Annotated in this window: 13 protein-coding genes; 6 read left to right on the top strand and 7 right to left on the bottom strand. The window is 72.5% G+C overall.

The annotated features are described in order from the left end of the window. Positions 1-90 precede the first annotated feature (90 nt). Positions 91-723 carry an ATP-binding protein gene (locus ACIF9R_RS30255; protein WP_399985577.1) on the top strand — a complete coding sequence of 211 codons (633 nt, stop codon included), beginning with the start codon at positions 91-93 and terminating at the stop codon, positions 721-723. 58 nt (positions 724-781) lie between these two features. Here ACIF9R_RS30255 and ACIF9R_RS30250 read toward each other — a convergent pair whose 3' ends face one another. Both ACIF9R_RS30250 and map read right to left on the bottom strand, forming a co-directional pair. After that, a complete protein-coding gene (locus ACIF9R_RS30250) occupies positions 782-1,429 on the bottom strand; it encodes a heme oxygenase (biliverdin-producing) (RefSeq protein ID WP_399985576.1) in 648 nt (215 codons plus the stop codon). A 137-nt stretch (positions 1,430-1,566) separates the two neighbouring features. After that, positions 1,567-2,424, bottom strand: a complete 858-nt coding sequence (gene map, locus ACIF9R_RS30245) for a type I methionyl aminopeptidase (RefSeq protein ID WP_399985575.1) — start codon at positions 2,422-2,424, stop codon at positions 1,567-1,569. An 85-nt stretch (positions 2,425-2,509) separates the two neighbouring features. On the opposite strand from map, the gene ACIF9R_RS30240 reads away from it, so the two are divergent. Continuing rightward, a complete protein-coding gene (locus ACIF9R_RS30240; RefSeq protein WP_399985574.1) occupies positions 2,510-2,740 on the top strand; it encodes a hypothetical protein in 231 nt (76 codons plus the stop codon). A 44-nt stretch (positions 2,741-2,784) separates the two neighbouring features. On the opposite strand, the gene ACIF9R_RS30235 is transcribed toward ACIF9R_RS30240, so the two are convergent. Further along, positions 2,785-3,387 (bottom strand): hypothetical protein, encoded by a 603-nt coding sequence (locus ACIF9R_RS30235; protein WP_399985573.1) that lies wholly within the window; start codon positions 3,385-3,387, stop codon positions 2,785-2,787. Between the two features lie 140 nt (positions 3,388-3,527). On the opposite strand from ACIF9R_RS30235, the gene npdG reads away from it, so the two are divergent. Continuing rightward, a complete protein-coding gene (gene npdG, locus ACIF9R_RS30230; RefSeq protein ID WP_399985572.1) occupies positions 3,528-4,253 on the top strand; it encodes an NADPH-dependent F420 reductase in 726 nt (241 codons plus the stop codon). An 89-nt stretch (positions 4,254-4,342) separates the two neighbouring features. Next, positions 4,343-4,534, top strand: coding sequence for a hypothetical protein (locus tag ACIF9R_RS30225; protein WP_399985571.1), 192 nt, complete (start codon positions 4,343-4,345; stop codon positions 4,532-4,534). Here ACIF9R_RS30225 and ACIF9R_RS30220 read toward each other — a convergent pair. Beyond that, positions 4,524-5,324, bottom strand: coding sequence for a site-2 protease family protein (locus ACIF9R_RS30220; RefSeq protein ID WP_399985570.1), 801 nt, complete (start codon positions 5,322-5,324; stop codon positions 4,524-4,526). The genes ACIF9R_RS30225 and ACIF9R_RS30220 overlap by 11 nt on opposite strands. 264 nt (positions 5,325-5,588) lie before the next feature. On the opposite strand from ACIF9R_RS30220, the gene ACIF9R_RS30215 reads away from it, so the two are divergent. Continuing rightward, on the top strand, positions 5,589-8,918 hold the full coding sequence (locus ACIF9R_RS30215; RefSeq protein ID WP_399985569.1) for an AfsR/SARP family transcriptional regulator: 3,330 nt from the start codon (positions 5,589-5,591) through the stop codon (positions 8,916-8,918). Here the strand turns inward: ACIF9R_RS30215 and ACIF9R_RS30210 are convergent, their stop codons facing one another. The 3 genes from ACIF9R_RS30210 to panB form a co-directional block, all read right to left on the bottom strand. Then, on the bottom strand, positions 8,919-9,776 hold the full coding sequence (locus ACIF9R_RS30210) for an ABC transporter permease (RefSeq protein ID WP_399985568.1): 858 nt from the start codon (positions 9,774-9,776) through the stop codon (positions 8,919-8,921). It lies immediately after the preceding gene. Beyond that, the gene (locus tag ACIF9R_RS30205) at positions 9,773-10,801 is read right to left on the bottom strand and encodes an ATP-binding cassette domain-containing protein (protein WP_399985567.1); all 1,029 of its coding nucleotides are present in this window, start codon (positions 10,799-10,801) and stop codon (positions 9,773-9,775) included. The genes ACIF9R_RS30210 and ACIF9R_RS30205 overlap by 4 nt, the downstream gene beginning before the upstream one ends. A 487-nt stretch (positions 10,802-11,288) precedes the next feature. Beyond that, positions 11,289-12,167 carry a 3-methyl-2-oxobutanoate hydroxymethyltransferase gene (gene panB, locus ACIF9R_RS30200; protein ID WP_399985566.1) on the bottom strand — a complete coding sequence of 293 codons (879 nt, stop codon included), beginning with the start codon at positions 12,165-12,167 and terminating at the stop codon, positions 11,289-11,291. 203 nt (positions 12,168-12,370) lie between these two features. Between panB and ACIF9R_RS30195 the strand changes: the two genes are divergently transcribed. Continuing rightward, positions 12,371-13,960 carry an MFS transporter gene (locus ACIF9R_RS30195; RefSeq protein WP_399985565.1) on the top strand — a complete coding sequence of 530 codons (1,590 nt, stop codon included), beginning with the start codon at positions 12,371-12,373 and terminating at the stop codon, positions 13,958-13,960. The last annotated feature ends 113 nt before the right edge of the window (positions 13,961-14,073 follow it).

Raw genomic sequence — 14,073 nt, 5'->3', positions numbered from 1 at the left:
AGGGTGAAGCAAACTTCGTATAGCCGTGCAATGTTGCGCCAGTACATATGCTGCGGAGCATCTCACCAGCAACGACCCCATGGGGGTGCCATGGCTTACCGCTCCGGTACTGACGACATCACCTTCCGGCTGCCTCGCAGCCGGCGCAGCGTCCCCCGCGCCAGAGCGCTGCTGCATGCCGTGCTCGGTGACTGGGGCGTGGGTCAGGAGACGCTGGACAACGCCGAGTTGGTGCTCTCGGAGCTCGTCACCAACGCGCTGCGCGTCCCCGTGCCGGGGGACCGGCAGGTGGGCGTGCGGATCAGCCGCTCCGTGGCGGACGGACTGCTGCGGCTGGAGGTGAGCGATGCCGGAGGCGGCCGGCCCGAGGTGCGGGAGCCCGGGGAGGACGAAACGGGCGGGCGGGGGCTGCTGCTGGTGGCGGCGCTCTCGGACCGCTGGGGCTGTGAGGAGCGCGCGGCCGGGATCGGGAAGACGGTGTTCGCGGAGCTGAAGGCTCCGGACATCATGGCCGGACCCGCGGTGCGCGAGGTGGCGGCGGTCATGGTCCGGGCCGGGCAGACGGTGCGGGTGTGGGGGGAGTGGCGGTCCGTGCTCCGCGTACGCAGTGATCAGTACGCGGCCGGCGGCCCTGCCATGGTGCTGGAGTTCGACGAGGGCCCGGCACTGCGGGTGCACGCGGCGGAGCCGCTGGCCGTACGGTCGGCGGATCGCGGCGCATAGCCCGGCGCAGAGCTGCCGCACTGGGCGGGCGGTGCGACGCGGAGCGCGTTCGCGGGCGTCACGCCGACAGGGGGAACTCCTTGCCCAGGGTGCGGAAGAGGTCCGTGTTGAGGGTGAACGCGCGCTTGCATTCCGCCACGATGCGCTGCTTCTCCAGGTCGTCCACCGGGACCGCGTCCAGCAGTTCGCGGTAACCGCGCTTGAAGGCGGCCGGGTTGGGGATCCCCTCGAAGACGTAGAAGCGGACGCCGTCGCCCTTGCGCTCGAAGCCCCAGGTCTTCTCCGCCTTGCCGCGGATGATCTGGCCGCCGGAGAGGTCGCCCAGGTAGCGGGTGTAGTGGTGGGCGATGTAGCCGGCCGACCAGGTGCGGGCGCACTCGGCGACACGGGCCGCGTAGGCCTCGGTGGCGGGCAGGGCGGTCAGGGTCGAGCGCCAGTCCGGGCCGCGCAGGTGGGTCAGGTCCCGCTCCAGCGCGGCCAGCCGGAACAGTTCCGGCCGGATGAACGGGCCCGCGACCGGATCCGACGCCAGCTCCCGCACGCCGGACTCCAGCGCCTCGTACACGAACCACAGCTGCTCGGTGTAGCGCGCGTACGCGTCCACGCCCAGCCGGCCGCCGAGCAGATCGCTCATGAACGTCGAGGTCTCCGCCTCCACGTGCTGCTCGTGGGAGGCGGTGCGTATGAGGGTCGAGAAGGAGTCCATGGGCTGATCTTCTGTGGTTAGGCTTACCTAAGTCAATACTTTCCCGACGGCTTGTCGGGAACGTCCCCTCCATTCTCCCCCCACGAACAAGAGCCCGCCCTCCGGGGAGAGCGGGCCAGGGGAAATGCCGGCGGTGCCTACGGGAGGGTCAGGATCTCCGCCTCCGTGTCCGTCACCACCAGTGTGTGCTCGAACTGGGCCGTCCGCCTGCGGTCCTTCGTCACGACCGTCCAGCCGTCGTCCCACAGGTCGTACTCGTGGGTGCCCAGCGTCAGCATCGGCTCGATGGTGAAGGTCATCCCCGGCTGCATCACCGTCGTCGCGTGGGGACTGTCGTAGTGCGGGATGATCAGGCCGGAGTGGAAGGACGAGTTGATCCCGTGACCGGTGAAGTCACGGACCACCCCGTAGCCGAACCTCTTCGCGTACGACTCGATCACCCGGCCGATGATGTTGATCTGCCGGCCCGGCTTGACCGCCTTGATCGCGCGGGCGAGGGACTCGCGGGTGCGTTCCACCAGCAGCCGACTCTCCTCGTCCACGTCTCCGACCAGGTAGGTCGCGTTGTTGTCGCCGTGCACCCCGCCGATGTACGCCGTCACGTCCAGGTTGACGATGTCGCCGTCGCGCAGCACCGTCGAGTCAGGGATGCCGTGGCAGATGACCTCGTTGACCGACGTGCACAGGGACTTGGGGAAGCCGCGGTAGCCGAGCGTCGACGGGTAGGCGCCGTGGTCGCACATGTACGCGTGCGCCACCCGGTCCAGCTCGTCCGTGGTCACACCGGGAGCGATGAGCTTCGCGGCCTCCTCCATCGCCCGCGCCGCGATCCGGCCGGCGGTCCGCATCGCCTCGATCGTCTCGGGCGTCTGCACCTCCGGCCCGGTGTACGGCGTGGGGGCGGGCTTTCCGACGTACTCGGGACGGCGGATGTTCCCGGGCACGGGACGGGTGGGGGACAGTTCCCCCGGAACGAGCAGTGACTGGCCAGACATGCCGGCGAGTCTAATTCAGCGGCGATGGGGGACCATCTTCCTGGCAGGACGGCGAGATGGTGACGTGCGGTGAGAGGAGACGGTCATGGCCCTGTTCAAGAAGCGGACGGTCGGGAAACCGGGTGAGTGGTACTACTGCCTGGAACACCAGAAGGTCGAGGAGGGTCCCGACTGCCCCGGCAAGGACCGCTTCGGCCCGTACGCGAGCCGCACCGAGGCCGAACACGCCATGGAGACGGCCCGCGAGCGCAACCTCCAGTGGGAGAACGACCCCAAGTGGCACGACGCCGCGGCGGCCGAGCGGGACGACGACTGACCGCTCCGGGGCGGAGAGGGCGAACGGCCACGCGCTCCGAGTCGCTACCAGCGGGTCGGCGGCGGCGCCGTCAGCAGGTCGGCCAGCCGGGACAGGCGGTCGCGGAAGCGGCGGGGACCCCTGGGCGCGGGCAGGGCGTTCTCCCCGGCCGCCGCACTCACCAGGTGCTGCACGGTGTCCAGATCCAGCTCCGACCCCTCGGGCACGGGCAGGATCTCGTGGGCCAGCGCCGGCAGCTCGCCCTCGCCGGGGCCCAGCGACAGCAGGGTCGCCCCGGCCCGGCGAGCGTCACAGATCCGTTCGAGCAGCGGTGCGGGCGGCTCCCCGGGTGCCACCACCAGCAGCGTCTCGCCCCGCCGCGCCGCCTCCAGCCGCCCCGGGCCCACCGCCAGATGCGCGGGATCCGAGGGGCGTGCGTCATGCCGTACGAGCGTGGGGGCCAGTTCCGGTGTGCCCGACCAGGCGGCCTCGTCCACCAGATGCGCCGCCAGATGCCACGGCTCGTACTCCGGCGTGCCCACGAGCAGCAGCCCGCCGCCGTGCGAGAGCACCGATCCCCGCAGTGTCGCCGCGAAGTGCCGGGTGTCGTCCAGCCACCCCGTCCCGGCGAGCACGTCCCGCAGCAGCGCGACCCGTACGGCATCCATGAGGCCGCATCCTGCCCCAAGCGCTCACCGCTGTCCCGGCGTTCGCCCGGGATTCCCCCGACCCGGGGACACCACCCGCCGCCGGGTGACGGCGCTCACGCGGGCCGGAAACGGTGCCACCTCGGACGTAGGGTCGGCCCATGACCTCTACCGACAGTGCACAGCAGCCCGCGAATGCGCCCGCGAAGGCCCCGGCCAAGGACCCCTGGGACCTGCCCGATGTGTCCGGGCTCGTCGTCGGCGTGCTCGGCGGCACCGGACCGCAGGGCAAGGGCCTCGCGTACCGGCTCGCCAAGGCCGGCCAGAAGGTGATCATCGGTTCCCGGGCCGCCGAGCGCGCGCGGTCCGCCGCCGACGAGCTCGGATACGGCGTCGAGGGCGCCGACAACGCCGAGACCGCCCGGCGCAGCGACATCGTGATCGTCGCCGTGCCCTGGGACGGACACGGCGGGACACTGGAGTCCCTGCGCGAGGAACTGGCCGGCAAGCTCGTCGTCGACTGCGTCAACCCGCTCGGCTTCGACAAGCAGGGCGCCTACGCGCTCAAGCCGGAGGAGGGCAGCGCCGCCCAGCAGGCCGCCGTGCTGCTCCCGGACTCCCGGGTCACCGCCGCCTTCCACCATCTGTCGGCCGTCCTGCTCCAGGACCCGGAGATCGACGAGGTCGACACCGATGTGATGGTGCTCGGCGAGGTCCGCGCCGACGTGGAGATCGTGCAGGCCCTGGCCGGCCGCATCCCGGGCATGCGGGGCATCTTCGCCGGGCGGCTGCGCAATGCCCACCAGGTGGAGTCGCTGGTCGCCAACCTGATCTCCGTCAACCGCCGCTACAAGGCACACGCGGGGCTCCGGGTCACGGACGTATGAGGCGATGGGGGACACTGGACACCGTAAGCGCGGGTGCGCGGCACCCGTAGCCGTACCGGAAGCAGTGTCCCCCGACAGGAGCCCGCACCATGCCCCGTCTCGCTCTCTATGCCCTCGTCCTGTGCATCCTCGCCGTCGCCGCGGCCGTCGTCTCCTTCGTGCAGGGCAATGTGCTCATCGGTGTCGTGTGGGTGCTGCTCGTGGGCCTGTCGTCCAACATGACCTGGTACTACATCAAGCGGGGGCGGGCCGCGCGGGGCGAGGGCCCCGTCACGGGCTGACCGAGCAGACGCCGCTGGTTCCGCTCCAGAAGCGGAACAGGTCGTAACCGCAGTACGTGTCGAACTCGTGGATGCCGAGCGTCCCCAGCAGCGAGTCGACGACGCCGAAGAACGCGCCGTTCACCTCGGGCACCCACAGCAGCGCGAACACGAACAGCAGACCGAACGGCGCGAACGGCTCCACCTGCCGCCGGACGCCGTGCGACAGCCAGGGTTCGATCACGCCGTAGCCGTCCAGTCCTGGCACCGGCAGGAAGTTCAGGATCGCCGCCGTCACCTGGAGCAGCGCGAGGAAGGCCAGCGCGAACCGGAAGTGGGCCGGCACGCCGTCCAGCGCGTCCAGCCAGAACGGGGCCGTGCACACGATCGCGAACAGCACGTTCGTCAGCGGACCGGCGGCCGAGATCAGGCTGTGCCGCCAGCGCCCCTGGATCCGGCCGCGCTCGATGAACACGGCACCGCCCGGCAGGCCGATCCCGCCCATGATCACGAACACCACGGGCAGCACGATGCTCAGCAGGGCGTGGGTGTACTTCAGCGGGTTCAGCGAGAGGTAGCCCTTCGCGCCGACCGAGATGTCGCCGCTGTGCAGGGCCGTGCGGGCGTGCGCGTACTCGTGCAGACACAGGGAGACGATCCAGGCGGCCGTCACGAACAGGAACACGGCCACGCCCGGCTGCTCCGCGAACCCGGTCCAGGTGGCCCACCCGGTGACCGCCGTCACGGCCAGGATCCCCAGGAAGACCGGGCTGATCCTCCGGTCGCTGTGACGGGCGGCGGCGGTGGTCATCGGACTCCCTGGGCTGTCGGGTGCGGGCACACGGAGGGCACGCGGGGACTGCCCGACGGTACCGGGCGCACCGGGGGAACGTCTCGCGCCGCCGACGCGTTCCGCCGGGGCGGCCGCCCGGGGTCACGAGGCCCGGCGCCCGGCGCCCATCGCCGCCGCCGACCGGGACGGTCCGGTGCCGGATCCGCCGTTCCGTGCTTCGCGGACGAATCCGCCCGCCACTCCGGTCGGCCCCTGTGACCGCCGTGACGGTCACCGGAGAGAATGGCCCCCGTGCGCTATCGCATCCTCGGTACCACCCAGGCACTCCGCCCCGACGGCGGCGCCGTCCCCGTCGGGGGAGCGCGGCTGCGCGCGCTGCTGACCGTGCTCGCCCTGCGGCCGGGCCGCGCGGTCCCCGTGGCCCTGCTGGTCGACGAGGTCTGGGACGGTGATCCGCCGGCCGACGCCGTCGGGGCGCTGCAGGCCCTGGTCGGGCGGCTGCGCCGGGTGCTCGGCGCGGACGCCGTCGCGTCCGTCGACGGCGGCTACCGGCTGACCGCCGCCGCCGACGACATCGACCTGCACCGTTTCGAGCGGCTGGCCGGCGAGGGCCTGCGCGCCCTGGCCGGCGGCGATCCCGTGAAGGCGGCCGCCGTACTGGACGACGCCCTCGCCCTGTGGCACGGTGACCCGGCACTCGCGGGGCTGCCCGGCCGTACCGCGGAGGCGGCCCGGGTCAGGACCCGGCACCTGGACGTGCTGCGCGCCCGGCACGCCGCCGCCCTCGCCCTCGGCGAGGCCGAGCAGTCCCTGCCCGAGCTGACCGCGCTGTGCGACGGTCACCCCCTCGACGAACCCCTCCAGGCACTGCGGCTGCGCGCCCTGCGTGACACCGGCCGCACCGCCGAGGCGCTGGCCGCCTACGAGGACGTACGACACCTGCTCGCCGACCGTCTCGGAACCGACCCCGGCGCCGAACTGCGCTCCCTGCACGCCGCGTTGCTGAAACCCGGGCCGGATCCCACTGCCCGGCCGGAGCCCGCCGCACCGCCGGAGTCCGCCGCCCCGCCGAAGCCCCCGGGGAATCTGCCGCCCGGCAACCTGCGGGCCCGGCTGACCTCGTTCGTCGGCCGGGAACGGGACATCGAGACCATCCGGGCCGACCTCGCCGCCGCCCGCCTCGTCACGCTGCTCGGACCGGGCGGGGCCGGCAAGACCCGGCTGTCCCAGGAAGCCGCCGAAACCGTACGGGGGACCACCCCGGACGGTGTGTGGCTCGCCGAACTCGCCCCGGTCGACGACCCCGACGCCGTCCCCGAGGCCGTACTCACCGCTGTCGGCGCCCGTGAGACCGTGCTGTACGGCGCCGGCGCCGAGAGCATGCGGGCCGTCACCGATCGGCACGCCGACCCCGTGGCACGCCTCGCCGAGCACTGCGGCCCCCGCCGCATGCTGCTGATCCTCGACAACTGCGAGCACCTGGTCGAGGCCGCCGCCCGTCTCGTCGAGACGCTGCTGGAACGCTGCCCCGGCCTCACCGTGCTCGCCACCAGCCGTGAACCCCTCGGGGTGCGCGGGGAGTCGCTGCGCCCGGTCGAGCCGCTGCCGGAACCGGTCGCCCTGCGGCTGCTCGCCGACCGCGGCGCCGCCGCCCGCCCCGGCTTCCGTACCGACGCCGACGAGGACACCGCGGCGGCCTGCGCGGAGATCTGCCGGCGCCTCGACGGACTCCCGCTCGCCATCGAGCTAGCCGCCGCCCGGCTGCGGATGCTCACCCCGCGACAGATCGCCGACCGGCTCGACGACCGCTTCCGGCTGCTCACCTCCGGCAGCCGTACCGTCCTGCCCAGGCAGCAGACCCTGCGGGCGGTCGTCGACTGGTCCTGGGACCTGCTCGACGAGGACGAACGCGACGTCCTGTGCCGCCTGTCGGTCTTCGCGGGCGGCTGCGACCTCGCCGCCGCCGAGGCCGTCTGCGGACCGGCCGCACTCGACGCACTCGGCTCCCTCGTCGACAAGTCCCTCGTGGTGGCCGCCCCTTCGGGGGACGACGGGATGCGCTACCGGCTCCTGGAGACCGTCGCCGAATACGCCGGCCGGCGGCTCGACGAGTCCGGCCGGCGCGCCGACGCGGAGCGCGCGCATCTGACGTACTACCGCGAACTCGTGCGCACCACCGAGCCGATGCTGCGCGGCCCCGAGCAGCCGGCCGCCATCGCACGGCTGGAGCGGGAGTACGAGAACGTACGCACCGCCCTGCGCCACGCCGTCGCCCTGCGCGACGAGCAGGAGGCGCTCTGCATCACCCTGTCCCTCACCTGGTACTGGCAGATGCGCGATCTGCGCATCGAGGCCCGCACCTTCTGCGCCGAGGTCATGGCCCTGGGCCCCGACCCGTTCACCGAACCGGTGCGGCCCGCCGCCCCGCTCCGGCAGCGCTGCACCGACGCCCCGCCGCCCATGACCGGCGAGGTCCTCGCCGAGGCCCGGCGCGGGGTGCACCTGGCCCATCTCGCCCACATGGACACCGAGCTGGACGACTGGCAGACCCCCCAGGCACAGCACAAACTGCGCCTGATCGGCGCGACGTACGAGCCCGGCCTGCCGCAGGTGTGCCGGCCGCCCGGCCTGCTCTGGGTGTTCGCCGTGATGCTGACCGGCGACATGGAGCGGCTGCGTCACGTGGTCGACGCGGCGATCCGCACCTGCCGGGAGACCCCCGGCTTCGAGTGGGAACTGGCCTGCAACCTCCAACTGCGCGCCAACTTCCTCGCCAACCGCAGCGACTGGGCCGGTGAGGCCCGCCGCGCCGCCGACGAGGCCCTGGAGATCCACCGCAGGCTCGGCGACAGGTGGGGCATCGCCGAGGCGCTCTCCGCGCGCGGCGAGGCCCGCGAACGGTCCGGGGCGTACGAGGACGCCGCGGCCGACTTCGAGGCGGCGATCGAGTACGCCGACCGCCTGGGCGCCCGCGCCCATACGGGGGTGCTCGCCACCCGGCTGGGCAGCGCCCTGCTGGAATCGGGTGACCCGGAGCGCGGTGAGCGCCTGCTGCGCAAGGTCATCGAGGACACCAGGGGCCGGCACACCGAGGCCCTGCCCGCCGCCCGGCTCTTCCTGACCGGCTGGCTCTGCGTGACGGGGCGCACGGTGGAGGCGCGGGAGCATCTGCGGGCCCTGCGCGAGGAGTTCCGCATCGCACACTTCGTCGTCTTCGACGCGTTCATCCTCGGCGCCGAGAGCTGGCTGGAGGTGGCCGAGGGCAACGACGAGCAGGGCCTGGTCCTCATTCGCGAGGCGATCCGCCAGGCCGGCGATCCGCTGGCCGCCGCCATGGCCCCCCACATGCGCGCCGCGTACCTCACCCTCGGTGGCCTCGCCCTGGCCGGACTCGACGGCGGGCGGCACTCCCGGGACGCGGCCCGCTGCGTCGGCGCCGCCGACTCCTTGCTGCCGCCCGGACACCACGCCCCGCTCGTGGAACGCGAGGTGCGCGAACGAGCCGAGGCGCGAGCCCGGGCGGCCCTCGGCGACGCGGCGTACGAGACCGCGTACGCCGAGGGCGACGGTCTCCCCGTGGAGGAGGCCGTCGCCCTGCTCGGACCGGAGTGATCAGGTCTTCGTACGGAACTTGTGGATCGCGACCGGGGCCATCACCGCGGTGATCCCCACCGACCAGGCCAGCGTCATCCACAGGTCGTGCGCGACCGGGCCGCCCACCATCAGCCCGCGCGCGGCGTCGGCCAGCGAGGAGAGCGGGTTGACCTGGGTGAAGGACTCCAGCCAGCCCGGCATCGACTGGGTCGGCGCGAAGATGGACGAGCCGAACTGCAGCGGCATCAGCACCAGGAAGCCCATGGCCTGCACCGACTGCGCGTTCTTCAGCACCACGCCCAGGGTGAGGAAGATCCACATCAGTGCCGAGCCGAACACCGCGGACAGTCCCACGGCGGCGAACAGCCCGGGCCAGTCGGTGATGTCGAAGCCGACGAGCACGCCGACGACCATCAGGATGGCGGTCGCGATCAGCATCCGCATCATCTCGACCGAGATCTTGGCGAACAGCACCGAGCCGCGCCCGATCGGCAGCGACCGGAAGCGGTCCATGACCCCGCTGTTGAAGTCCTGGTTGAACCCCGTGCCCACCCCCATGGCCATGTTCATCCCCATCATGGCCATCAGTCCGGGCACGATGTACTGCACATACGCCTCCTGTCCGCCGCCCAGCGACTGCCCGATCGAGCCGCCGAAGACGTACACGAACAGCAGGGTGAAGACGATCGGGAACAGCACGGCGTCGAACATCGACTCCGGGTCCTGCCGGATCCACAGCAGGTTGCGGCGGACCAGAGCCCCGGTGTGCCGCAGATGGGAGCGCAAGGGGATACGCCCGTCCGCGCGGAGACCGGCCACGGCGGCGGTGGCGTCGGTCGTGGTGGTCGTGTCGGTGGTGGCGGTGGCGGCGCTCATACGGCGACGGCCTCCTCGTGGCTCGCGGCGGGCACGGCGTCCTGCGGGGCACCGGCACGGTGGCCGGTGAGGGACAGGAACACCTCGTCCAGGCTGGGCAGTTCGGTGCTGATGGAGCTGAGGGTGATCCCGCGCGCGGTGACCGCGCCGACCACGGCGGTCAACTGCTCGTCACTCAGCACCGGAACGAGCACGACACCCCGCTCGCTGTCCACGGTGGTGGTGGCGAGCCCGGTGATGCCCAGCGCGTCGAGGGCCTCCGCCAGCGGGCGCAACCGCAGCGGGTCGGCCGGGCGGATCCGCAGCGTACGGCCGCCGACCTTGGCCTTCAGCTCCTCGATACCGCCGCTCGCGATGACCTTGCCCCGGTCCACCACGGTCAGCTCGGACGCCAACTGCTCGGCCTCCTCCATGTACTGGGTGGTCAGCAGCACCGTCACCCCGTCCCCGACCAGCCGCCGGACCTCCTCCCACACCTCGTTGCGGGTACGGGGGTCGAGGCCCGTGGTCGGCTCGTCCAGGAACAGCACGGACGGCCGGCCGATCATCGAGGCGGCCAGGTCGAGGCGCCGCCGCATACCGCCCGAGTAGGTGGCCACCGGGCGCCGGGCGGCCTCGGTGAGGGAGAACCGCTCCAGCAGTTCGTCGGCGCGGGCCCGTGCCGCCTTGCGGGGCATGTCGAGCAGCCGGCCGATCAGATACAGGTTCTCCCAGCCCGCGAGCTTCTCGTCCACTGAGGCGTACTGCCCGGTCAGCCCGATCACCCGGCGCAGTTGCCGGGGCTGGCGGAGCACGTCGTACCCGGCGACGGTGGCGTGTCCCGCCGTCGGAGCGAGCAGGGTGGACAGAATCCGTACCAGCGTGGTCTTCCCGGCCCCGTTCGGCCCGAGCACCCCCCGCACGGTGCCCTCCCGCACCTCCAGGTCGACCCCGTCCAGCGCCTTGGTCTCCCCGTAGTGCTTGACCAGCCCCCGCACGGAAACGGCGCTTCCCGCGCCCCCCGATTCCTTGTCGTTTCGCGTCATGCCCCGACGCTCCCACCCCCCACCGACAAACCCCCGACACCCCACCGACACCCCGCCCCGACGCGAGCCGCGCCCCTACCGCTCCCGCGGGCAGTCGTGCCGCCGGCCCTCCGCCCGCCGGCCCCCCGCCCTCCGCGGGCAGTCGTGCCGCCGGCCCTCCGCCCGCCGGCCCTCCGCCCGCCGCGGGCAGTCGTGCCGCCGGCCCTCCGCCCTCCGCGGGCAGTCGTGCCGCAGGGCGATGGGGGTCCCCCCGCTCGAGCGAAGCCGAGAGTGGGGGAGGGTGGGCGCGACGGCACCCCGCAAGCGCCGGGCTGCGCACACACCCCCCGCCCAGCACCAACGCGGGGGAACGGGTGAAGCACCGGGGGTGTCCAGCACCCGTGCCCACCCCCGGCGCCCCGCGCCCACGCGCCGGCCCCGCCGACGGGGGAAGATCGACGGGGCCGACAGGTGGTGCCGCAATGGCTCAAACGCGCGGCGAAGCCGCTCAGTGCACGGAGTGCGCCTCCTCCGGGAACGCCCCGCCCACCACATCCTCGGCGAACGCCTTCGCCGCCCCGCTCATGACCTCACGCAGATCCGCGTACTGCTTCACGAACTTCGGCACCCGCCCCCCGGTGAGCCCCAGCATGTCCGTCCACACCAGCACCTGCGCGTCCGTCCGGGCCCCCGCCCCGATCCCGACGGTGGGAATCTGCAGCACCCGCGTCACCTCGGCCGCCAGCTCCGCCGGCACCAGCTCCAGCACCACCGCGAACGCCCCCGCGTCCTGCACGGACTTCGCGTCCCGCAGCAGCTGCTGCGCCGCCTCCTCGCCGCGCCCCTGGACCCGGTAGCCCATCGCGTTCACCGACTGCGGGGTCAGGCCGATATGGGCCATCACGGGGATCCCGGACTCCACCAGCAGCTCGATCTGCTGGTGCGACCGCTCGCCGCCCTCCAGCTTGACCGCGCCCACACCGGCCTCCTTGATCAGCCGGGTCGCCGAGCGCAGCGCCTGCACCGGACCCTCCTGGTAGGAGCCGAAGGGCAGGTCGGCCACGATCAGGGCGCGCGAGGTACCGCGCACCACCGCGGCCGACAGCATGGTCATCTCGTCGAGGGTGACGGGCACGGTGGTCTCGTACCCGAGGTGGCAGTTGCCCGCGGAGTCGCCGACGAGCATGACCGGGATGCCGGCCTCGTCGAACACGGACGCGGTCATCGCGTCGTACGCGGTGAGCATGGGCCACTTCTCACCGCGCTCCTTGGCGGCGGCGATGTCACGGACAGTGATGCGGCGGGTGCCCTTGCCCCCGTACAGCGTCTTGCCGCCGGAGGAGGAGCCGGGTGTCATCCCGGTCTGGGCAGCGGAAAGCTGCGTCATGGAACTGTCTCCCAACACGTCATCTCGAGGCGCCCTGACGGCGTCCCCGGACCACGTCCATGGTGGCACCTCGACCGGCGGAGGGCCAGAGGGGGCCCGACGACCTCTCCCACGGCCCCGCGGGCCGCGCCGCCCGAGAAGAACCGGGCAACACGCAATCCGTACGAGAACGTCTCGTACCGGAACTTTCTACGCTGATCCGCATGACTTCTCCTGCCGTCCCCGCCCGCCGGATCCCGGAAGCCGTGCACCGGCGCCGCTGGGTGATTCTCGGCGTGCTGATGATGAGCCTGTTGATCGTCGTCCTGGACAACTCGATCCTGAACGTCGCCATCAAGACGATCTCCACCCCCGCCCCCACCGGCCTGGGCGCCACCCAGAGCCAGGTGGAATGGGCCATCAACGCCTACACGCTCGTCTTCGCCGGCCTGCTCTTCACCGCGGGGCTGCTGGGCGACCGGCTCGGCCGCAAGAAGGTGCTCATCTGCGGTCTCGCCGTGTTCGGTGCCGGTTCGGCACTCGCCGCGTTCTCCGGTTCCCCGGCCGAGCTGATCGGTTTCCGCGCGATCATGGGCCTGGGCGCGGCGTTCGTCATGCCGGCCACCATGGCCGTCCTCATGTACGTCTTCGAACGCGACGAACAGCCCAAGGCCATCGGCATCTGGACCGGCGGAGTGGGCCTCGCCATCGCCATCGGCCCGATCACCGGCGGACTGCTCCTCGACCACTTCTGGTGGGGTTCGGTGTTCCTCGTCAACGTGCCCATCGTCGCCCTCGCCGTCGCCCTGATGCTGTGGCTGGTCCCCGACTCCCGCGATCCGAGCCCTGGCCGGATCGACCCCGTCGGAGTGGTGCTGTCCGTGGCGGGCCTGGTCCTGCTCGTGTACGGCATCATCATGGGCGGCCGACTCGCCGACTTCACCGACGTCACCGTGCTGTCCACGATCGGGGCCGGTCTCGCCGTACTGGCCGCGTTCGTGATGTTCGAGAAGCGCAGCGACCATCCGTCCGTCGACATCTCCGCCTTCGGGAACAAGGTGTTCTCCGCTTCGATCGCCGCGATCGCGCTGGTCTTCTTCGCGCTGATGGGCGTGACCTTCTTCGCGGTGTTCTACCTCCAGAGCGTGCGCGGCCACTCGCCGCTGGAAACGGGCGTGCTGATGCTGCCGCTGGCCGCCACGCAGATGCTCTTCGCGCCCCGGGCCCGCCTCATGGTGGACCGCATCGGCAGCAGGATCACCACGACCGCCGGTCTGGTGGTGCTCGCGGCGACGCTGGCCGCGTTCGTGCTCCTGGACAGGGACACGCCGATCTGGTTCCTGGAGGTCGTCTTCTTCCTGATGGGCACCGGCATGGCGTACGTGATGACGCCGGTCAGCGTCGTCGTCATGCAGGCCCTGCCGCGCGAGAAGGCCGGGACGGCCTCCGCGCTCAGCAACACCTTCCGCCAGGTCGGCGGCGCCCTCGGCATCGCCATCCTCGGCTCGGTGCTGTCCACCGCCTACCGCGGGGACATCGAGGAGGAGCTGGGCCTGCTGCCGCCCGGCGCCCGGCACGCGGCCGGCGAGTCCATCGAGGCCACCCTGGCGGTGGCGGACCGGCTGGGCCCACGCGGCGAGGCCCTGGCCGGTGCGGCCGGCGACGCGTTCCTGCACGCGATGCACGTCACGGCGCTGTGCGGAGCGGTCGTCGCGGTACTGGGCGCGGTCGTCGTCGCCGCGTTCCTGCCTGGCCGCACGCCGGTGGTGGAGGGCGACGGCCGGGAACGGGAGCCGGTGACGGTGGCGGACTGAGCACCCCGGCGGGCGGCGGAACGCTGCCGCCGCCCGCCGGGGGAATCGCCGCAGAGGGGCGGCCGAGCGCACCGTCGTCGGGGGAGCGGCGCGGGACGGCCGTGGAGTCCGGT

The organism is Streptomyces sp. NPDC086080, assembly GCF_044540255.1.
GTDB lineage: Bacteria > Actinomycetota > Actinomycetes > Streptomycetales > Streptomycetaceae > Streptomyces.
The sequence above is the reverse complement of the archived record's forward strand: the minus strand, read 5'-3'. Positions and strand labels throughout refer to the sequence as shown.